This window comes from Acinetobacter defluvii (genome assembly GCF_001704615.3).
Lineage (GTDB): Bacteria > Pseudomonadota > Gammaproteobacteria > Pseudomonadales > Moraxellaceae > Acinetobacter > Acinetobacter defluvii.
Genome location: NZ_CP029397.2, coordinates 2,221,752 through 2,242,701, shown reverse-complemented (window position 1 = coordinate 2,242,701; position 20,950 = coordinate 2,221,752). Strand labels below are relative to the sequence as shown.

Genomic DNA, 20,950 nt, shown 5'->3' with positions numbered 1-20,950 from the left:
TATAAATTAAAGGTTTGCACAGACTCGTCATAGATTGAAAAGTTTAAATTACTTTGTGTAGTCGATGTCTCACTTTTGAAGGATCAAAAGTGACAAAGTAATACCATTCGATTAAAGTTAGATAATATAAATTAAAGGTTTGCACAGACTCGTCGTAGATTGAAAAGTTTAAATTACTTTGTGTAGTCGACATCTCACTTTTGAAGGATCAAAAGTGACAAAAATTCTTTGTTGGACAAAGGGGATATCCATATCACCCTTGTCCAACAGCGACATCCATGTCGCCTCATGATCGTATCACCACGTTTAAAGCAATTGGTGCAGAAAAGTAAAAGAGTTTAATTTATATAATGTTAATTTAACAGATTGGTATAATGAAATAAAAAATAATGAGAATAGAAATTAAAGCGCATAAAAAAGGCAAAGTATTAAACTTTGCCTTTTTGTCAGATCGGAATGATCTTAGTGGTGATGACCACCTACACCGTGAACATGACCATGTTCTAATTCTTCAGCAGAAGCATCACGAATTTCAACGATTTCTACTTCAAAAGTAAGGTCTTGACCAGCAAGAGGAAAGTTTGCATCTACTACAACATTGTCGCCTTCCACTGCTTTAACAGTCACGATTTGCACGCCATCTTCAGTTTGTGCTTGGAATTGCATACCTGCTTCGATGTTCTCAACGCCTTGGAACATTTGTTTTGGCACTTCTTGAACAAGGTCAGGGTTGTATTCGCCATAACCTTCAGCAGCAGGCACGTTTACAGTAAATTTATCACCTACAGTTTTGCCTTCTAACGCTTTTTCTAAACCAGGAATGATGTTGCCTGCGCCATGCAAATATGCGAGTGGCTCACCTTGTGATTTATCGAGAGTTTCCCCCTCAGCGTTAGTCAACGTGTAGTGGAAAGAAACCACTTGGTTATTTGCAATAGCAGTCATGTTATTGATCCATACGACAATAGATAATTATAAGTGTACATCATAAAGTGAAATGCCATTTTTGTAGACTAAATTTACGAAAAAAAAGCATTTTTACCACTTTTTTGATGGTTTTTTCATTAATAAGGGCAAATTATAAAATTTCAATGCAATTTTATCCGCGGTGCAATTTTCCGTGTAACAAAATCTTTAGCGGTGAGCAATCCTGCATGAGCATAACCATAAATCGTGGCTTGATGTAAACGATATAGCGATACATACATGGATTTTGCGACAAAACCTTGTACATTCACTTGTCCCAATAATTCACCCACGGCTTTATTTTTACTTAAAGAAACCAAAGAGCCTTTATCTGAGAATTGGAACATTGGTTGTTTGTTCCCATTGACACGTGCTTTGAGCGCATCAACCATAAAAGTCGCTTGTTGGCTTGCAACTTGAGCGCGTGGACCGAGTGCTGCTTCTCGTGCATCTAAGATGCAGTTAGCGCAGTCGCCTATAGCAAAAATATTTGGATCAGTTTTGGTCTGTAGAGTTGCATATACTTCTAAACGTCCCATACGATCTTTTTTAAAATCTGGTAAGTCCGCTATTACTTGAGGGGTTTTGATCCCCGCAGCCCAAACTTTAAGCTCAGCTTGAATACTTGTGCCATCATTAAAGTAGACTTTTTCAGCGTCAACTTTTTCTACACGTTTTGAGGTTAATACATCGATTTTCATGTGATGTAATTGCTTATCCGCATGTTCTGCAATTTTTTCAGACAATGCAGGCAAGATCCGATCAGCACCTTCAATCAAAGAAATTTTCACTTGGTTTGGATTGATTTTATTTAAACCATAATTATAAAAATTTTGTTTAGCTTCAACCAATTCAGCCGAAAGTTCTACCCCTGTCGCACCTGCACCGATCACCGCAATATTCAGGCTACGTTCAGTATTGGTATTTTGTGCATCTAAGTAGAGATGGAGTAAATCTTGTTGGAAAATTTCTGCTTGTTTAGGACTATCTAAGTAATGACAATATTCTTTAACACCTTGTGTATTAAAATCATTGGATACAGAACCTACAGCAAGCACTAAGGTATCGTATTCAACAATTTGCTTTTCACTTGCAGCTTCGTATTTCGTCGTTTGAGGTTTAACTAAGGTAATTTTTTTATTTTCTCGGTCTAGATGTTCAAAACAACCTTGAATAAATTGGTAATGATGTTTTGCCGCATGGGCATAATAATGCGTTTCTTCATCATTGGGATTCATCGTTCCCGCAGCGATTTCATGTAAAAGCGGCTTCCAGATATGGGTCAGCTTTGGATCAATCAATGTGATTTTAGCTTTTTGTGCTTTGCCTAAAGTGTCGCCGAGTTGTGTGACCAGTTCCAAGCCGCCCACACCACCACCGACAATCACGATATGATGAAGTTTTGACATAAATTACCTAATAGTTGTTATTGAAAGATGGCATTAATATGCCATCCATTTTGAGGTGATTTGTATTTTTTGTTTTACAATTTACATACTTATAACAAAACAAAGTAAATGAGTCGGGTTTTATATTACTCAGAAACCAAACAATGCTTTTAGCCATTCGAGTAGACGTTCAAACCATGATGCTTGTTCAATATGAACCTCATCTTTAATGTCAAAAGATTGTAGTAAAAGACCATTTTGATAAACATTGACTTTGGCTAAATGCATCATTTTTGCTAAAGGAGCGGTAAGTGACGCTTCATTAAGCTCAACATTTAAATGTGTTTCTGTATTTTGTAAGGGCTGAATGGCAAATAATAAACCAGTTGTGTCAGGTTGCATGATCTTAGAATTCAAATTGTCAAATGTCATAAGATCAATCGGTTGGGCATTATTATATAAACTGGTGGTGACAATTTGTGGTTTTTTAGCCTCAACTTTAAACATTTTCAATGTAGATTTAACCACTGGAAGCTCAGCAATCAGTTGTTTGTCTTTGATCACAACCTCATCACGGGTATAGGCATACGCTAAGTTTAAAAGTTTATGGGCAACTTCAGCACGTTTTGCTGCACTTTTTGTTCCCATGACCACCACAATTAAACGACGATTAGGTACATCAGGATTCATCGTTGGGCGATGTGCTGACAAAGCTAAATTATATCCCGCTGCTTGAGTAAAACCTGTTTTTAGACCATCAACACTCGGATCAGTTTTTAAAAGTAAATTAGTCGCATGATGAAAATGTTGTTTATAACTAAAACTCGGCATTACCGAATAATATAAATAATCAGGGGTGTGTTGAGTTACTGCTTGTCCAAGCAATGCCATATCATGTGCAGAAGAAAAATGCTCAGGCATGGTGATTCCTGGCGCATTGGTAAAATGTGTATCATTCATGCCCAATGCTTTGGCTTCTTTGTTCATGCGCTCAATAAAAGCGGGGAGTGTCCCTGAAATTCGTTCGGCTAAAGTCACTGCTGCATCATTGGCAGACATCACAATCAAACCTGCGATCAGTTGATCGACAGAAATTTGTTCACCTTCTTTAAGATACATTTGCGATTCATCCCATTGCACGATTTTTACAATCGGTGTCGCGGTCAGTATTTCTTCTTTTTTCAAGTGTCCAGCTTGGATTTCTTTTAAGGCAATATACGCCACCATCATTTTAGTCATAGAGGCAGGCGCACGTTGCACATGGCTATTATGTTCTGCGATGGTTTGTCCTGTTTGGGTATCTAAAATTGTCCAAGCTTCCGCTTCTACTGACATGGGGTTGATATTTAATAAGGCTGCGTTAACTAGCGTGGAACAAAACGAACAGATGAAGACAAGCAAATAAGTGACAATTTTCAAGGAGGACAGCCTTAGTAAAACAGGAGGTGAAAAACATAACGAATGCTATGCTTTTTTCGCTATTCTGGCTAGTCAGTTTTACAATCAAAATGCACGAATAAAGCACTGCTTTGTAAAAAATGTTAATCTAATAAATAATTACCTTTAAATATTTTTTGAATACGGCTTATGTTGCATTATCAAATTGAATTTGACGATTATCGTCAGCATCTCGTGCATGTTACTTTGCGTTTTTTAGCGAATCCAACCCAAGTATTATCCTTACCGACCTGGATTCCGGGCAGTTATTTAATTCGTGAATTTGCCAAACACGTGGAAGCTGTAAAAGCCTATGATGAAGCAGGACGTGAATTAAAAATTAGCAAATTTGATAAGAATAAATGGCGTTTATTCAACACCGATCATGAGCTAATTACTGTTGAATATGACGTTTATGCTTATGATTTATCTGTGCGTGGGGCATATGTCGATCAAACACGTTTATATGCAAATCCTGCATGTATTTGTTTGGGATTGGAGGGGCAAGAACATAGTCCAATTGAGGTTGAATTATTTTTACCTTCGGAGTTAAAACATTTTCAATTAGCAACAGGTTTAAAATCAAAAAGTTTAGTGAAAGGTCGTTATACCTTAACCGCACAAAATTATGCAGAATTGATTGATAGTCCATTTGAGCTTGCTGAACAAACACGTTTCAGTTTTGAGGCACAAGGTATTCCACATGAATTTGTGGTGTCAGGGCAACATGCCATGAATGCTGAACGTATGCAGCAAGATATTGAAAAAATTTGCGCTACCGAAATAGCTATGTTTGGTTCAGCACCTTTTGAACATTATACTTTTATGACCATGGCAACAGGCAATAGCTATGGTGGGTTAGAACATCCAAACAGCACCAGCTTAATTATTCCACGGGATGACTTGCCTAAAGCCGATGAACCAAATGAACCCTCTGCGGATTACCAGCGTTTTCTGGGGTTATGTAGCCATGAGTATTTTCACTCTTGGTTGGTTAAATTTATTCGTCCTGAAAATTTAGCAACTTATGATCTTAATAAAGAAAGCTTGACATCTTTATTGTGGATTTTTGAAGGATTCACCTCATATTACGATGATCTGATTTTGTATCGTAGTGGTGTGATTTCTCAAGAATCTTATTTGAAATTACTCAAAGCACAAATTGATCGCTATTTACAAAATCCAGGACGCTTTATTCAAACAGTCGTTGAGTCGAGTTTTGATGCGTGGATTAAATTTTATCGCCAAGATGAAAATTCCAATAATGCAGGCACAAGCTACTATAATAAAGGTTGCTTGGTCGCATTATGTTTAGATTTAGGTTTGCGTATGAAAGGCTCAAGTCTTGATGCTTTGATGCGCAAACTATATGAAAATACGCAAAATAACATTCAAGTCAATGAAAGCACCATTTTCAGCTTATGTGAAGAGTTAACAGGTGTGAAATGGATCGAGCAAATTAACCACCTAATCAATACCACAGAAGAATTGCCACTTGATCAATTACTTCCTGAGTTTGGTATTGATTTTGAAGTTAAAAATGAAAAGTCATTACCATTTGGTTTAAAAGTTTCAGAGAAGCCAGAAGGTATTTTGATCCAACAAGCACGACGTGATGGAACAGCAGCAAAAGCAGGGTTATCTGCCCATGATGTGATCGTTGCGATTAATGGTTTAAAAGCATCTGAAAAATTATTAGCGAAATATGCAAAACAATCTGCAAGCTTCAGCGTATATGCTTTCCGTCGTGATGAGCTTTTACAGTTTGAGTTACAAGGTGATGAAGTTGAACTCAACACAGTTGAACTCAGAGTTGTTGATCAAAACAAAGTCGCAAAGTGGTTAGATATTTGATTTAGGTAATTTAAAAGAAAAAAGCACTCATCTGAGTAATGCCAGTCAGTTAAGAAATTGACTGGCATTTTCTTGGATATTTTTGTGCTTTAATTTTCACGACTCGTGAACATTCTCTCTGCCTTTTTTCAGGTAATACAAATATTTTTGATTGTTCAAATAATTGTGCTAAATGTTTAGGTAAGTTTCCTGCTGACTCTAAAGGCGTATGTCTTAAGATATTGATAATACCTATGGATGCAATATGGAAACTGATCCTTAAAGGACTGACATTTGCATGTTGGGCGATAAATTTCATCTGTCGTCTCAAAATATTATAAGCTATAAATACACCCCACAATTCTTGATACACCAAATCAGGTTGCTTACTTCTTAAAACCTTTGAATCCTGTAAATCACTTTTAATTTCTCGATAACACATTTCTATTTCCCAACGCTGCATATAAAGCATCGCAAGGTCTTTGAATGGATACGCTTTAGAATCTGTCAATGATGTAATGTAACGCCTCGTTTTTCCTGCATATTCAACTTCAATCAAACGGGCTTCCCAATAATCACCTAATGCTGGATTGATCTTTTTTGCTCTTGGTGAAACAGGCATTTTTATCTGAAAGTCATGGGCGGCATTATTGTGAATAACTTCATAACGAAGGTTATCTTTTGCACGCATCAACCAATGACTTTCTTCTGCATGAGATTGCCAACTCACTAAAAAATCAGCAGAGAAGTAAGCACGATCAAATAAGGTAATACTATGAGCAGGTGCTTTTAATTGACTAGCTAAGGTTAATTCACCTTGATCCATACCGCCAATTTGGGCATCGATCATTTCATGTGTATTGGTATTCACAAGACAAGTTGCTCTAACTTGTGGATAAGGAACAACTGCTGTTTTCCCTTTAGAAGAGCCAAAGTGCTTAAAGTTTTCTTCGGTATGAGGCATAGACCAAACCACGCCATCTACAGCACAAACGCAGAGACCATGAAAGTTATTATATTGTTGTTGTGAGTCTTTAAGCCATGCCTGACTTAATGTTGAAAATAAAGCACTCATAGGTTCTAAACCTAAGCGCTGTCTTGCCTGTACTGATGCACTAGGTACACAGTATTCTGTTGTACCGAAAACAAGTTGTAATTGCTGAACTACATACCAAATTGGTTGGTTTCGAAATAGAGCAAGTCCAATGACTAACCAAACAACATGTTCAGCAGGAAGTTTTCTTTTTCAAATGGATGCTTTACCTGTTTGGTTTAAGCAATCTTCAATCCAGTTTAAATCGATTAACTCACTAAATTGAGAAAGTGAAGGCAAGGTTTGTTGTAATGTTATATCTAAATTTTGAGATAATTTCATAAAAAAAAGAGCGTATTTACATACACTCTTTTTACAGCATTTTAACTTTTTTTGCTTAACTGACTGGCATTACTCATCTGAGTGCTTTTTTTAGGCATAGACTTTGTTCTTTTTACGAGAGTGGGTTGATGTATTGAAATGTCCTTGATCATAAAGTCTGTCTAACTGTTGTACCAAAGGTATGAGCATGTCTGTTCTTTTGATGGGACTATAGTGTTCGATAATCTGCCCCAAATGTGCAATGGATTTTCTTTGAATATATTGATAATTTAGATATTTTTCGATTAATTCATTTGGTTTAGCTTCATTCAGGCAAATTGAAGTAACGACTGCCCCAGTATGTATTGCTTCAGATAGCATGGTGATACTGTCCTCAGTCACAAAAATATATTTATACTGTGTTAATTTTTCAGACATTGTAATTTTTTGATGTGGATCTATATATTCTATTTGTTTTCTACGCAATAAATCTAAACTTTGAGTGTCTAAATTCGGTGTTCTACGTGAACAAATTACACTACCTTTCAACTGATGTGTATCAACAAAATGGATAAACTCCTGAATTATGTTAGCAAAATCTTGCTTTGAAAAAGGGTATTCTGTAGTTGAGCCCCCTAAAAGTAAAACTGCATTATGCTGTTTTTGGAGAGTATGTTGTGTTGTAAAATGTGCAGAAACGGGTGGGGTGGGTAAAATAATTTGTTTACAATTTACATTTTGTGGTAAAGCAGTAATGCTAAAATCAATCAATTTTTCATTAAATTTTCTTAGATTTCCTACATATAAAAGTGGTAGTTGGTATTTTTTAGCCAAATATGCTGCATAGATTAAATTTGGCATGCCTGAGCAAATAAGCATTTCAGCGTGTTTGATATTAGTAGGCTCAATTTTAAAAAATAGTTGCCCCAACATGTTATAAAGGACTGGGAAGTTAGAGAATTTTTTCAATAAACTGACCCATTTTTTATTCAGTATTGTGGGGAGTTGAAAAGCATACAAGTCTAATGCGTATTTTTCCTGAACAATTTCAGCCACAGCAAGTGATGGATTTAAATGACCTTTTCGACCATCATGGATCACGATAACAGTTTTATTTGAAATCATTGCATTCACAATTGAACCTAATTCTGTATTGGGTTGATATTAGGCTAACTGTGTTTTATTAAATGATACTGAAACTTATATTAAAAGTTTTTGACAAAGACAAGTCTTATAGGTGTATTGAATTAATCTTAATTTAAGCTGAATAATTATGTGAATATTAAGATCACAATAAATAACAACATTATCGTGTGACTGTCACGTTGACATCAAAATTATAATGAATAATACCTCTAATAGTTTTAATGTTGGAGAATATAATGCAAAAAATAATTTCTGGTCTCATGTTTTCGATGTTGTTAACTTGTTCTAGTCTTAGCTTGGCAGCAGTATGTAATAAAACGATCACCAATACCGCATTGGGTCAACTTATTGTACCGACAGGAGCAACTTGTACATTAAATATGGCAGCAGTGGATGGCTCAATCAATGTACAAAAAAATGCGAATTTAGTTTTAAATAACTCTTCGGTTTCAGGTGCAATACAGGCAGATACTGCGAAATCATTAAAGTTAGTTAATTCAAGTGTGGAAGGTGATGTGAATGCAGCATCAGGTTCAACACAAATTAGTTTAAACAAGGCAATGATTTCAGGAAATTTATATTGCTCAAACATTAAATTACAATCCAATATGAGCAGTATCGAAGGTAAAATTATTGGTAAGTGTCAGTAGTTTTTATGTGACATGGTAGATTTAAATAAAGACTGCTGAAATTTGATCATTGAATAGATTAAAAATCAGCAGTTTTTATATCTATGATATCTATAAAGTTAAATATCAAAAATTATTTTGCTTCAGTTTTGGCTTTTAAAGTTTGGGTTAAACCATTGATGTCGCCACCTTGAATCCCCAACTCATTCATTAAACTATCGATCAAAGGTGCTTGCGTACGATAGCGTAAGGCACTATTTACCACTTGATCAGATAAAGCGACTTGACCTTGATCAGTACCAGCCTCAGCGGATGTAGTAGAACCACTAACACCCCCTAAGCCATTTACTTGCAAAATTTTAATATCATCAATATTTTCCATAGGTTTAACGCTTTCACGAATAATCTCTGGTAAATACTTTAATAATGCCAAGCGGATTTGCATTTCTACTTGTTCAGTAGACAAAATATTATTAGCTTCGTTGACAGCACGCGTACCTTCTGCATCTACGTGATATTGTTTCTCTTGTGCTTGTGCGAGCAAGATTTTTGCATCGGCTTCACCTTTGGCTTTTAAGCGTACTTTTTCAGCCTCAGCTTCAGCGCCGATACGAACAGCCTCAGCTTCATCTACAGCTGCTTTTTTCGATGCTTCAGCAGCAACTGTGATTGCAATTGCATCAGTTTCAGCCACCTGTTTTGCTGCAACCAACTCAACGGCTTTAACACGTTCAGCACGTTGTGTTTCACGAACTGTTAATACTTCTTCTTCTGCTTTTACTGCTTGTGCACGTGCTTGGTCAGCTAAAGCTTTTGCTTCGGACTCAGCACGAGATTTTTCAGCAATCGCAATCGCACGATCTTGCTCAGCCAGTTCAATGGTTTTCTTTTGCTCAACTTGTGCTTTTTGAATCAATTGTGCTTTAACAATATTTTCATTTTCTACATCACGTGCAGAAGCAATGCGTTTTAATTCAACTTCACGTTCCGCAGCAATGCGCGCTTCTTCCGCCTCACGTTTTTTCGATGCTTCTTGTGATGCAATTTCTGCCAATTGTTCAGCTTTGCGGATAGATATTTCACGTTCTTGTTGCATTTTTGCATATTCCTCTTCACGTAGAATTTGCAATTGTGCTTGTTGGGTTTCAAGGTTTTTAGCTTTGATGGCTAAGTCTGCATCTTGCTCAATGTCATTACGTTTTTTACGACGATCTTCAATGGTTTCCGTGAGTTTGGTTAATCCTTCCGCATCAAACGCATTTTGTGGGTTGAAAAATTTAAAGCTAGTTTGGTCTAAACCAGTCAGTGATACAGTTTCGAGCTCTAAACCATTTTTAAACAGATCTTCAGAAACGACTTGTTGAACTTTTTGTACAAAATCAACGCGCTTTTCATGTAATTCTTCCATTGCCATTTCCGCAGCAACTGCACGCAATGAGTCAACAAACTTGCCTTCAACCAAATCCTTTAATTCTGGTGGTGACATGGTTTTTTTACCCAATGTTTGCGCAGCAGTCGCAATGGATTCTGCGGTGGGTTTTACACGCACATAGAACTCAGCCATGACATCTACACGCATACGGTCACGAGTAATTAAAGCTTGATCCGCAGCACGTTTTACTTCTAAACGTAGCGTATTCATATTGACAGGAATGACTTCATGCAGAACTGGCAGCACGATTGCCCCGCCATTTAAAATGACTTTTTCACCACCAAAACCAGTTCGAACAAACGATACTTCTTTACTTGATCGTTTATAAAGACGGGCGATGATGACACCGATGATAATAAGCGCTGCTAAAATAATGCCAGCAATAATCATAATTTGGTTTAAAGAAGAACTCATGATGTAATTATCTCTGCTTTGTTATTTAAAAATTAAAGTTGAATTGCTTGAAAGCCATTGACTGTTTTTTGGGTTAAAACAACCTCTTGTCCTTGTGAAAAAGTAATATTAAGTTCAGGTTCGACCAAGATATAATGAGTCTGACCAAACTGATCAAGGACTTTGGCTTGCGCTGGATAGTTTTGTCTGGCTTCGCCTAAAATGATGAGTGCAGTTCGACCAATCAATTCGTCACTATAAATGGCAGTGGTTTCATCTTTCGGTAAAATTTTTGCAATGGTGGCTGCAACAATACGCACTAAGGGCATACATAAAAACAAACTGGCAGGTGCTGCAATCCAGATTGGTAAGTATTGTTGTGTAAATGAGAAATACAGAGCTTGCATGGCAAAACCAAACAAAGCATATACAGTTAAGAAGATAATCAACCAGATTAGAACAGGAATGCGCCCGAGATAGAGCCAATCTAAAAATTGTACAAATAAGCTTTGATCAGTCTCGAGATCAATCCCTAAACTTTTGCTGTCGCCAATATCATCAGGAATAAATTGATCTAAAAAGCCTTGAGATGAAGCACCCAATACTAAAAGTAAGCATTCAAAAATACCCAAAAGCAGCATTAAGCATAAGCTAACACTAAAAAATAAGTTTGAAGCATGTGTAAATAATTCCCACATTTTGTACACTCTTCTTCAGTTCACAATTTATTTTTTGTGAGGTGTTTTTAAATATTTGGCAAATGCCAAATGATGAGTTAATTCTATTAATAATCACAGTTTATATGGATATTTCAATGTTGACAAGAATTTTTTAGCAATAATAGTTGTAAATCAAAAGGTTATTGTTTTTTATCGATGAATGGTATTTCAACGGAAAAATTTGTAATTGATCAAAAACTAGATTATAAAATAAAAAGAATTAGACAAATGAATAATAGCCATTACAAGGAATGTATGGGTCTTATGCTAAAAAGAGCTTTAACATCAATTTTTCTTTTCTTATTTAAAAGTGCATTGGGACTAAAAGGAAAAGAGCGCTATTCTATGATTTCACACTCAAAAAAATACGCAATGATTGGGGTGATCATTGCGTAGAACAACGAATTTGTACAGACAAATTCGGTTAAGGAGAAATGTTATGAACTTTGGGGATTGCTCATAACGTGAAATAAATAATAATGCTGCTCATTAAATCGATCATTAGTTTTCACGTTAATTCATGTAAACAAACGTTAAGACTAAGAGGTTTATGTTTCTTCTAGAGCCTAATATAAAAAAGCCTTTCAAGTGAAAGGCTTTTTTATTGAATAAGTTATTTATAACTTAAAAATGGAAAACACCTAAGCCATTTTTAACCTCGTCTAGGGTTTCTTGAGTAATGATACGACATTGATCTGTACCCGCTTTTAAAATATCCATGATGTAATCAGGGTCTTTGGCAAGTTCCATACGACGTTCACGAATCGGTGTAATTAATTCTTTTAACACACCTTCAAGACGTTTTTTCACAGTACCGTCACCTAAACCACCACGACGATAATGTGCTTTTAATTCTTCAACTTCTTCTTTGTTTGGATCAAAAGCATCTAAATAAGTAAATACAATATTACCTTCTACTTGACCTGGATCTTCAATACGCAGATGGTTCGGGTCAGTGTACATGGCATTGACTGCTTTCTTAATATCTTTATCAGTTGCATCTAGCACAATGGTATTGCCTAAAGATTTAGACATTTTCGCTTTACCATCAAAACCTGGTAAGCGACTCATGTTAGATAACAGCGCTTTACACTCTGGTAAAATGTCTTGACCAATCTGGCGGTTTAAACGACGTACGATTTCGTTGGTTTGTTCGATCATTGGGATTTGATCTTCACCTACAGGCACGACTGTTGCTTTAAATGCAGTGATATCCGCAGCTTGCGCCACAGGGTAGCATAAGAAACCTGCAGGAATATCACGCTCAAAACCACGTAATTGAATTTCAGCTTTAATAGTTGGATTACGTTCTAAACGTGAAACAGTCACGAAGTTGAGATACAACATGGTGAGTTCATTCAAAGCAGGTAAGCATGATTGAACACAAATCGTTGTTTTTGTTGGATCGATCCCAACTGCTAAATAATCAGTAGCAACTTCAATGATATTACGGCGAACTTTTTCAAAATTATCGGCATTATCCGTTAAAGCTTGTGCATCCGCTAAAAGTAAATGTTGATGGTGAGAGTCTTGTAAACCCACACGTGAGCGAAGTGAACCCACAAAATGACCTAAGTGAAGTTGTCCTGTTGGACGGTCGCCCGTTAAAATGACAGGACGATTGTCTTGATTACTCATTATTTCTTCCACAGCCGTAAGCGTCGATATCAATTGTTACTCAGAATATGGATATTGTACGGCATAATTTTTTTTTATGTCAGCGAAAAAATGTGCTTGATTGCAAAATATAAAAATTTCAAAAATGATAAATAAAAATACAACTCCTTATATAAAGCTCTTTTAAAGTTAATTAAACTACTCAAATAAACATAGATTGGGATAATAAAAAATGGCAAGTAGCTTGTTATTACTATTAGATGATATTGCCACAGTGTTAGATGATGTTGCAGTCATGAGTAAAATGGCAGCCAAAAAAACGGCTGGGGTATTGGGTGATGATTTAGCATTAAACGCACAACAAGTGACTGGGGTTCGATCCGAGCGAGAAATTCCTGTGGTTTGGGGCGTGGCTAAAGGTTCTTTTGTAAATAAGTTAATTCTTGTTCCTTTGGCATTATTGATCAGTGTGGTTGCACCGTGGCTGATTACACCTTTATTAATGATCGGAGGATTGTTTTTATGCTATGAAGGTGTTGAAAAGGTGATTCATTCGCTGGTGCACAAAAAAGCTAAAACTGAGCAAACTGCACATGCTGAATTGGATGCGATAGAAACAGATTTACAGAAATTTGAAAAAGATAAAATTAAAGGTGCGATTCGTACAGATTTTATTTTATCAGCAGAAATTGTGGTGATTTCATTAGGGACTGTTGCTGCAGCAACGTTTCTGACTAAAGTGATGGTGCTTTCAGTGATTGCTATCGCAATGACTGTGGGCGTATATGGCTTTGTGGCGATGATTGTTAAAATTGATGATTTAGGTTTATATCTCACTGAGCAAGCCTCAAACCTTAAGAAAACAATCGGTCGTGGGTTGTTGGCATTTGCGCCAATGTTAATGAAAACTTTATCAATTGTGGGTACCATTGCCATGTTTTTAGTGGGTGGTGGTATTATTTCGCATGGGATTTCAGCTTTACATCATTTTACAGAAGAAACCGTAGAACAGGTTGAGCATATTCCCACCATCGGTTCGATTATTGGAGCCTTAACACCAACTTTAATTAACTTAGTAATTGGGATTGTTGCAGGTGCGATTGTGTTGGGGGGAGTGCATGTTTTCCAAAAAATACGTGGGCAAGCATCTTCTACCTAATTGAAAAAAATTCATTAAAATAGACACAACTTTATAAAGAATAAGGATAAAGCTATGCGTTGGAAAGGACGTCGGGTAAGTAGTAATCTAGAAGACCGTCGAGGCGGTGGTGGAGCAAAAGCAGGTGGGATTAGTATTCTGGGTTTGATCGTGGCTTTTGTGGCATGGAAGTTTTTTGGTGTTGACCCACAACAAGCTTATCAAGCGACCAAACAAGTGACATCTGGTGGTCAATCACAAGCTGTTGCTCCTGAAAATTTAACCCCTGAGCAAAAAGAAGTCTCTGATTTTGTTGGAACTGTGCTTGCAGATACTGAAGATGTTTGGACACCTATTTTTCAGGCACAAGGGACACAATATGTCCCACCAAAATTGGTTATGTTTAGTGGTGCGATTAATTCAGGTTGTGGTACTGCACAGTCTGCGATGGGACCATTTTATTGTCCAGCAGATCAAAAAGTTTATATTGATACCTCTTTTTTTAGAGATATGCGCCAGCAAATGGGCATATCTGGTGAGCAAAATCAATCTGAACTTTCTGCAAAGGATGAAGCAGGGGATTTTGCACAAGCTTATGTCATAGCCCATGAAGTAGGGCATCATGTGCAAAATCTTTTAGGAATTTCTGGACAGGTACAACAAGCGCGTCAGCGTGCCAACGAGGCTCAAGGCAATGAATTGTCTGTACGTTTAGAGCTTCAAGCGGATTGTTTGGCAGGGGTTTGGGCAAATAAAACCCATCAAAAAACTCAATTCCTTGAGCAAGGTGATGTAGAAGAAGCAATGGATGCGGCTGAAAAAATCGGTGACGATTATTTACAGAAAAAAGCACGAGGCTATGCAGTTCCTGATAGTTTCACGCATGGTACTAGTCAGCAACGTATGCAATGGTTTCAAACAGGCTTAAAATTAGGTGATATTAATCAGTGCGAAACTTTTAAATAAAATTTCATAACAAGAGTGAAAGGAGAGTAAGCTCTCCTTTATTTTTTAAATTTTTGAAAATTACCTAAAATCTGAATAGATACATAAGTCGTAAATACACAAAAAAATTATAATAAAATCAAATGACATTTCAATTTTTTAACATGTGAATATAAAACTCAAAAAATTTTTTCTGATTAAAATGATAGTTTTTATTCTCTCAGCTCTACGTGTTTTGATAACTGATATTTTAAATATAATGATGACTGCCGTAATAGATTAGTAATAGATTAAATCGAGCTTTTAAACTTGATGATAATAATGTTAATTATCTAAGTCAGTGCATAAACTAGTCATACAGTGTTCATCTGAAATTATGAAAATATAAGCTTGATTTGGATTAGTGATGAATGTTTCTTGATCAGTTTTTTGATTATTATTGATCAAGCGCAACTTTTTATTTCTTTATCTCAAGCACTTTCTAGGTAAGTAGTCTGTATTTGTATGGCTGTAAATGTGTAATAAGTTTTTAGCCGTGTTGCCCCAATCAATACCACACTAGTCAGAAAAATCAACATAGCTAAAAAATATCGGGATACCATTTTAAAATGTCTTAAGCTTCAACATAATAGAAATGTTGCTGATACTGAATTCAAAGCACTATTTGATATCTTTTTAAACGCGTATATCAATAAGCTTGAGATTTATGTTAAAAAAATTATTTTTTTCGGGCGATGTAACGCATTTTTTTGTAAGATTATATCGATTTTAAAATCATCTTTATTTCTTGATTCATTTAAAAAATGATTGGGTAGTGGTTGTTCACATAGATTAAAAAACCGTATAAAGGATACGCATGGGTAATTATTTTTTTCTACAAGTCTTTACAGTTGTTTTTGCTTTATCCATTGCAACCACCATTTTTAATAAGCGAATATTAGGTTTTCCACAAGCGATTGGTGTACCTCTAGTTTCTGCGATATTTGTCTTTATTTTGCAATGGGGCGCAAGCTTACTCAATGGTAATCAATTTATTTCTATTAATATTCACAATATTGAGGAAGCGGTTAGGAATATTGATTTTTATGACTTTTTAGTGAATGGTGTGATTTGTTTTATTTTAACCTCATCCGCTTTAAAGTTTAAAGTTTCTGACTTAAAAGTATATTGGAAACCCATTAGTATTTTAGCGACCATCGCTTTATTACTTTGTGCAGTCTTTTTTGCAGGTATTGTGTTTGGATTCCAATACATTATTGGCAATCCAGTACCAATTTTAGTGTTATTACTGTTGGGTTCGGCATTAGGTGCAACTGACCCGATTGGGATTAAAGGTGTGCTGAGTTCAGTTCGTGCGCCTCATCATTTGATGGTGAAGCTTGAAGGTGAGTCATTATTTAACGATGCAATGTGTATTGCTGTTTTTATGACTTTACTTAATGTACTGGAGGGTGAGCATTTTAGTTTGGTTGCAACTTTACAAACTTTGCTGTACGAAATTATTGTTGCTGTGATTATTGGTTGGGCATTTGGTTTGACTATTTTACGTTTACTACGTGGTAAACATGAAATGGAATCTCTAATTTTAACCACAGCATTACTGGCATGTGGTTCATATTTAATTGCTTTATTTGCGCATGCTTCTGCACCGATTGCGTGTGTCATCGGTGGTTTGATTGTTGGGAATAAATGGAAAGAGATTTTACAAGACCGTGAAATTCGAGAAGTAAATCATTTTTGGCATACTGTGGAAGGAATTATTAACTCATTCTTATTCACATTGATTGGGCTAGAATTATTTATTTTAGATTTAAGTACCAGTCTTATTTTAGGTGGGATATTGGCTTTTTTTGCATTACATTTATCCCGTTTTGCTGCAAATTATTTAGCATTTGCATTTTTCCCATCATTTCGACACAAAAGTTATAATGGTAGCCTAGCGATATTATCTTGGGGTGGGGTGCGTGGGGGGATCTCATTGGCATTGATTTTAGCAGTCGCCAATATTCCTGAATTACGTGAATATAGCAGTATTTTAATTGGTTATACTTTTATCAGTGTATTACTTTCTGGAATTGTCTGTGGTTTAGGCTTACCAGCGGTGATGAATGCATTTTACTATAATCCTAATGAAGACAAAGAAGGCTTCAAAGGATGGTATCAGCGCATGTGTCATAAAATGAATCGTAAAGGCGTAAAATATATCGTAGGCGAAGATGCGGAAGGGCATGAAACTATTACTATTTATAATCCTGAAGTTTTAGTCGATAAAAAATCAGAGGATGGTGTGGCATCTGTGCATCGTCCAGATAAAGCTCAAGAAGTAAAACGTTTGGAAAATCCAACCAATTTCTAAGCGGTGCTGAAAATTAAAAACCGAATGTTTTAAATATTCGGTTTTTAATAAGCAAAAATAATTTAATTTTCTTTTGGAAAATACACGGCATTGGCAGCTTTAAAGGTATTTACATGTAAAGGAACCAAATCTTCTAACTTTTGGTAACCACCTGCTAATACAAACATAATAGGTAAATTATATTTTTTAGCCAATTTAAATACCATTAAATCGCGTTCATAAAGCATTTCAGTACTGAACCATTTCGAGCCACAACGGTCATTTTGATGACAGTCCATACCTGCTTGATAAATGATGATATCCGCTTGCCATTCTAAAGCATGTTCAAAACCATCCACAACTGCTTCAGCATATTGCTCAAATGAGCCTTTTTTATTGTGAATATGACGTGTGATACTTCTTTCATAGGTTGCACAGCCAAATGCCAACGCATAGATACTGAAATTGAATAAGTTTTCAAATCTCAAGGTATATTCTGCTGTGCCATTTCCACCATGTTGGTCACAATCGAGCACAAAGACCTTTTTATTTGGATATTGCTGTGCAATTAAGGCTAAACCATTAAAAGTACAGTAAGCATTGCCGTGTTCATAAACAGCATGGTGAAAACCTTGTGCGATATTTGCTGAAATACCTTCTCGAAGTGCAATTTCTGTGGCTAAAAGTTGCCCTGCCTGTACAGCAAATATAGCTTCACGAAAGGCTAAACTCCATTGTTTAAAACCCTGCATCACAGCGAGCGGTTTTTTGCCTTTGACGAATGCTTGTACATACTCAGGATCATGGATGCCATATAAAATTTTAGGGTCAATACTTTCAGGATCCACCAGTTCGACCATTTCATTGGCTTCAAGCACTTGCGCAACCGCAGTCAGTTTTTCCATGCTATTCGTATGCGTTTTTGCAAAATATTGAGGTGAATAGCAAGCTTTTAACATAATGACTCTCGATTAAATCTGCTCTTGAGCAACAGCAATCAATTGTTTTAGCTCAGTGGTTTCTGGGCTAAATAAACCATTATCGATTTGCTGTTTAAAGTGTGAACTAAATGCACGCGCTCTATTTGCTGGCGAAATTGCCAAAGTGGTTAAACGTAAAAACCAAAAACCAATCACATCATTGACCGAAATCACATGACCTTTAAAGTTTTTATTTGGACGTTTAGCGATATTTTCTTCATCATAATATACTGAAAATAAGCTACCAAGAGGAATACGAATACCATTAATAATCAAAGGAACAAGATTAATACATGAATGGTCATCTCCCATTTTGATTTTTTCCATCAAAATAGGCATATCATTTTGATCTACAAAAATATTGATATTACCTTGGCGTAGCATACGCCCATGTGCAATTTTTAAGAAAAAGTTTTCAGCCATTGGACATGAGCCAACTTTGGGTTTTTCGCTGAGATTTTTAAGTTCTAAACTATTCACATCCTGCGGTTCTTTGCGCAAAATAATATCTTCTAAGAACTGACACAGAACTTTACTTTCTTCTTTTTCAACATGCTCATGGATATTACGAAGTTTGGTTTGAAATGCAACTTGTTCCGCCAAAGCATTAACAAAATTATCTTCACTGTTGGGATGCTCAGCTAAGAACTTTTGAACCTCTGGATTTTGGTCTAAGTTCCGCCAAGTTTTAAGTTCTAAACCGTGTGCAACGGCATTCGCCAAAATCATTTTTAAAGGCTTAGTATCATACTGATCAAATATTTTAAAGTCTTTAAAATCAATTTCATCTTGTTCTGAATTAATAAATTCAGCAACGACACGAGTGGCTTGAGTATAACCACAACCTCTACGTTCTGTTTGATGACTGAAATGTTCATTTAACATTTCAGTTAAGTTTTTAGCTAAAGGATGTAATTGTTCATTAAAACATCTTAAAACTTCGTGTTCTAAAATGACATCGCTCATGTATATTCCCCAATCAAGATTTTTTATCTTTTTTAAATTATTTAGCGATTCAACGATAATAAATTTCTAATATTTTAACAATAGTTTCATAAATTAGGTGCTTTATTTTTGTGTATATAAATCAATAATAAAATAATTCATTTTTAGAATGGAAAGTTTTTAAAATAAAATTAAATATGAAAATATTTAGATTAAAAAAGCAGTAGAGAAATTCTACTGCTCAAATAAATACAATTATTTTATAGTATTCAGAAAGTTTAAATACGGTTGTACCAGTAACTGTTCCTGTTCCATGAGTGGCATATGTCCCACACCTTTTAAAATCAGGGGTTCTTTGGCATTTTTAAGCAAAGATTTTAATTCTGCCGCCGCTTCAACATTAATCACTTTGTCTTGGTCACCCCAAGCAATCAATACCGGTTGATCAATTGAACGTGCAGCTAAAGCAAATGTTTCAGGTGTATACATTTTTGACATAATAATTAGTTGTTCTACCAACTTTGTATTATTTGTGGCTTGAGAAATCATCAGTTTTTCTTGAGCTTCTTTGAGTTCATTTGGAATAAATGGCGGTAAAGCAGTTGCGATACTCAGAACTTTATCGAAGTCACCTTTTTTAGAAACGATCATACTGCGTAGTGTGGTTGGGTCTTTTAAATAAGGTGTATTCGCAGACTTAAAAACACCTGCACTATCAATTAAAAATAAAGATTTGGTATCTATAGGGTATTGGGCTGCATATAGTAAAGCGATTGATCCGCCCATACTATGACCTGCAACATGTAGACCATTTTCAAACTTGCCCGCTTCAGCAAAACGGCGTAATTTTTCAGTCATGTTTGGAATGGTGTAGTCAAAGTCAGCAGGAACTTTGCTGTCACCTTGACCAGGCAAATCAGGAATAATCACATGATAATGTGGTGTTAAATAGCGTGCTAAACGGTTACAGTTATCTCGACTACCCGCAAGCCCATGCACTAAAAGTAGGGTGGGTTTGCCAACTTGTCCACCTTCACTATATGCCCAGTCGATATCGCCTACTTTTAAGCGTTTAGATTGTAAGCCTGCCCAAGTACGCTCTTGTTGTAAAACACTTTGAATGTCAATTGCAGCAAAAGTTTGGCTAGGAAGACTGACAGTTGTGGCAATTCCTATACTGAATGCCGTAGAAAGTAGGAGTTTACTAAAGATTCCTTTCATTTGTAGTACTCTATGTTTTTGTTGTTTAATGTATTTTAAGCTTAGGATAGTATTTAAAAAAATACATTTGCCTAAATACATAATTAGTACATATTTGAGCCAATGGTTATGCAAAATACTCAAACACCTACAGTTGAACTTGCTCAAATGATTCTGTCAGTGGTCATACAAATTCCTTATGGCAAAGTGGCAAGTTATGGGCAAGTTGCTAAATTGGCTGGATTGCCAAAACATGCTCGTTTGGTTGGGCGAGTATTAGGACAATTAGAAGCGGAGCATGATGTTCCTTGGCATCGCGTAATTAATTCTCAAGGAAAAATTCGAGTCAATCAGCTGGATGAGCAAGGCACGAATCTACAACAAGCATTGTTGTTGGCTGAAAATGTTGTAGTTATTGATGGGAAAGTGAATATGAAAAAATTTGGTTGGCAACCTTAATTGCAATATTTTTATTTTCTATAAAACATCCCTA

Annotated in this window: 17 protein-coding genes and 1 pseudogene; 7 read left to right on the top strand and 11 right to left on the bottom strand. The window is 35.9% G+C overall.

Going from position 1 to position 20,950, the window contains the following annotated elements:
- Positions 1–462: 462 nt before the first annotated feature.
- From DJ533_RS13095 to DJ533_RS13085, 3 genes are all read right to left on the bottom strand, one after another.
- Positions 463–945: an FKBP-type peptidyl-prolyl cis-trans isomerase gene (locus DJ533_RS13095; RefSeq protein WP_065995560.1), complete on the bottom strand. Its 483-nt coding sequence runs from the start codon at positions 943–945 to the stop codon at positions 463–465.
- A 143-nt stretch (positions 946–1,088) separates the two neighbouring features.
- A complete protein-coding gene (locus DJ533_RS13090; RefSeq protein ID WP_065995559.1) occupies positions 1,089–2,375 on the bottom strand; it encodes an NAD(P)/FAD-dependent oxidoreductase in 1,287 nt (428 codons plus the stop codon).
- A 129-nt stretch (positions 2,376–2,504) separates the two neighbouring features.
- Complete coding sequence (locus DJ533_RS13085) at positions 2,505–3,773, bottom strand: D-alanyl-D-alanine carboxypeptidase PBP6B (RefSeq protein WP_065995558.1); 1,269 nt, start codon at positions 3,771–3,773, stop codon at positions 2,505–2,507.
- 168 nt (positions 3,774–3,941) lie between these two features.
- Between DJ533_RS13085 and DJ533_RS13080 the strand changes: the two genes are divergently transcribed.
- Positions 3,942–5,645, top strand: coding sequence for a M61 family metallopeptidase (locus tag DJ533_RS13080; protein WP_065995557.1), 1,704 nt, complete (start codon positions 3,942–3,944; stop codon positions 5,643–5,645).
- 49 nt (positions 5,646–5,694) lie between these two features.
- Here DJ533_RS13080 and DJ533_RS13075 read toward each other — a convergent pair.
- A pseudogene (locus DJ533_RS13075) lies at positions 5,695–6,999 on the bottom strand (IS4 family transposase).
- Between the two features lie 90 nt (positions 7,000–7,089).
- A complete protein-coding gene (locus DJ533_RS13070; RefSeq protein WP_109849261.1) occupies positions 7,090–8,103 on the bottom strand; it encodes an ELM1/GtrOC1 family putative glycosyltransferase in 1,014 nt (337 codons plus the stop codon).
- A gap of 257 nt (positions 8,104–8,360) precedes the next feature.
- On the opposite strand from DJ533_RS13070, the gene DJ533_RS13065 reads away from it, so the two are divergent.
- Positions 8,361–8,774 (top strand): hypothetical protein, encoded by a 414-nt coding sequence (locus DJ533_RS13065; RefSeq protein WP_065995356.1) that lies wholly within the window; start codon positions 8,361–8,363, stop codon positions 8,772–8,774.
- Between the two features lie 112 nt (positions 8,775–8,886).
- Here the strand turns inward: DJ533_RS13065 and DJ533_RS13060 are convergent, their stop codons facing one another.
- Positions 8,887–10,599, bottom strand: a complete 1,713-nt coding sequence (locus tag DJ533_RS13060; RefSeq protein WP_407647696.1) for a flotillin domain-containing protein — start codon at positions 10,597–10,599, stop codon at positions 8,887–8,889.
- A 32-nt stretch (positions 10,600–10,631) separates the two neighbouring features.
- Positions 10,632–11,276, bottom strand: coding sequence for a YqiJ family protein (locus tag DJ533_RS13055; RefSeq protein WP_065995354.1), 645 nt, complete (start codon positions 11,274–11,276; stop codon positions 10,632–10,634).
- 177 nt (positions 11,277–11,453) lie between these two features.
- On the opposite strand from DJ533_RS13055, the gene DJ533_RS13050 reads away from it, so the two are divergent.
- Complete coding sequence (locus DJ533_RS13050) at positions 11,454–11,693, top strand: hypothetical protein (RefSeq protein ID WP_065995353.1); 240 nt, start codon at positions 11,454–11,456, stop codon at positions 11,691–11,693.
- Positions 11,694–11,921: 228 nt separating this feature from the next.
- On the opposite strand, the gene trpS is transcribed toward DJ533_RS13050, so the two are convergent.
- On the bottom strand, positions 11,922–12,935 hold the full coding sequence (trpS, locus tag DJ533_RS13045; protein ID WP_065995352.1) for a tryptophan--tRNA ligase: 1,014 nt from the start codon (positions 12,933–12,935) through the stop codon (positions 11,922–11,924).
- Positions 12,936–13,146: 211 nt separating this feature from the next.
- On the opposite strand from trpS, the gene DJ533_RS13040 reads away from it, so the two are divergent.
- From DJ533_RS13040 to DJ533_RS13030, 3 genes are all read left to right on the top strand, one after another.
- Entirely contained in the window at positions 13,147–14,073 is a 927-nt protein-coding gene (locus DJ533_RS13040) for a DUF808 domain-containing protein (RefSeq protein ID WP_065995351.1), read from the top strand.
- Positions 14,074–14,127: 54 nt separating this feature from the next.
- Positions 14,128–15,018, top strand: coding sequence for a KPN_02809 family neutral zinc metallopeptidase (gene ypfJ, locus DJ533_RS13035; protein ID WP_065995350.1), 891 nt, complete (start codon positions 14,128–14,130; stop codon positions 15,016–15,018).
- 835 nt (positions 15,019–15,853) lie between these two features.
- A complete protein-coding gene (locus DJ533_RS13030) occupies positions 15,854–17,353 on the top strand; it encodes a cation:proton antiporter (protein ID WP_065995349.1) in 1,500 nt (499 codons plus the stop codon).
- A gap of 62 nt (positions 17,354–17,415) precedes the next feature.
- Here DJ533_RS13030 and DJ533_RS13025 read toward each other — a convergent pair whose 3' ends face one another.
- The 3 genes from DJ533_RS13025 to DJ533_RS13015 form a co-directional block, all read right to left on the bottom strand.
- Positions 17,416–18,291 carry an arginase family protein gene (locus tag DJ533_RS13025; protein WP_065995348.1) on the bottom strand — a complete coding sequence of 292 codons (876 nt, stop codon included), beginning with the start codon at positions 18,289–18,291 and terminating at the stop codon, positions 17,416–17,418.
- Between the two features lie 12 nt (positions 18,292–18,303).
- Positions 18,304–19,278 carry a hypothetical protein gene (locus DJ533_RS13020; protein ID WP_065995347.1) on the bottom strand — a complete coding sequence of 325 codons (975 nt, stop codon included), beginning with the start codon at positions 19,276–19,278 and terminating at the stop codon, positions 18,304–18,306.
- 234 nt (positions 19,279–19,512) lie between these two features.
- Positions 19,513–20,478 (bottom strand): alpha/beta fold hydrolase, encoded by a 966-nt coding sequence (locus tag DJ533_RS13015; RefSeq protein ID WP_065995346.1) that lies wholly within the window; start codon positions 20,476–20,478, stop codon positions 19,513–19,515.
- A 108-nt stretch (positions 20,479–20,586) separates the two neighbouring features.
- Between DJ533_RS13015 and DJ533_RS13010 the strand changes: the two genes are divergently transcribed.
- Positions 20,587–20,916 (top strand): MGMT family protein, encoded by a 330-nt coding sequence (locus DJ533_RS13010; protein ID WP_065995345.1) that lies wholly within the window; start codon positions 20,587–20,589, stop codon positions 20,914–20,916.
- Positions 20,917–20,950: the final 34 nt, after the last annotated feature.

Excerpts from the sequence above, each read along its gene's own strand:
- DJ533_RS13095 (WP_065995560.1), bottom strand. The coding sequence starts at position 945 with ATGACTGCTATTGCAAATAACCAAGTGGTTTCTTTCCACTACACGTTG.
- DJ533_RS13090 (WP_065995559.1), bottom strand. The coding sequence starts at position 2,375 with ATGTCAAAACTTCATCATATCGTGATTGTCGGTGGTGGTGTGGGCGGC.
- DJ533_RS13080 (WP_065995557.1), top strand. The coding sequence starts at position 3,942 with ATGTTGCATTATCAAATTGAATTTGACGATTATCGTCAGCATCTCGTG.
- DJ533_RS13070 (WP_109849261.1), bottom strand. The coding sequence starts at position 8,103 with ATGATTTCAAATAAAACTGTTATCGTGATCCATGATGGTCGAAAAGGT.
- DJ533_RS13065 (WP_065995356.1), top strand. The coding sequence starts at position 8,361 with ATGCAAAAAATAATTTCTGGTCTCATGTTTTCGATGTTGTTAACTTGT.
- DJ533_RS13060 (WP_407647696.1), bottom strand. The coding sequence starts at position 10,599 with ATGAGTTCTTCTTTAAACCAAATTATGATTATTGCTGGCATTATTTTA.
- DJ533_RS13055 (WP_065995354.1), bottom strand. The coding sequence starts at position 11,276 with ATGTGGGAATTATTTACACATGCTTCAAACTTATTTTTTAGTGTTAGC.
- DJ533_RS13050 (WP_065995353.1), top strand. The coding sequence starts at position 11,454 with ATGAATGGTATTTCAACGGAAAAATTTGTAATTGATCAAAAACTAGAT.
- trpS (WP_065995352.1), bottom strand. The coding sequence starts at position 12,935 with ATGAGTAATCAAGACAATCGTCCTGTCATTTTAACGGGCGACCGTCCA.
- DJ533_RS13040 (WP_065995351.1), top strand. The coding sequence starts at position 13,147 with ATGGCAAGTAGCTTGTTATTACTATTAGATGATATTGCCACAGTGTTA.
- ypfJ (WP_065995350.1), top strand. The coding sequence starts at position 14,128 with ATGCGTTGGAAAGGACGTCGGGTAAGTAGTAATCTAGAAGACCGTCGA.
- DJ533_RS13030 (WP_065995349.1), top strand. The coding sequence starts at position 15,854 with ATGGGTAATTATTTTTTTCTACAAGTCTTTACAGTTGTTTTTGCTTTA.
- DJ533_RS13025 (WP_065995348.1), bottom strand. The coding sequence starts at position 18,291 with ATGTTAAAAGCTTGCTATTCACCTCAATATTTTGCAAAAACGCATACG.
- DJ533_RS13020 (WP_065995347.1), bottom strand. The coding sequence starts at position 19,278 with ATGAGCGATGTCATTTTAGAACACGAAGTTTTAAGATGTTTTAATGAA.
- DJ533_RS13015 (WP_065995346.1), bottom strand. The coding sequence starts at position 20,478 with ATGAAAGGAATCTTTAGTAAACTCCTACTTTCTACGGCATTCAGTATA.
- DJ533_RS13010 (WP_065995345.1), top strand. The coding sequence starts at position 20,587 with ATGCAAAATACTCAAACACCTACAGTTGAACTTGCTCAAATGATTCTG.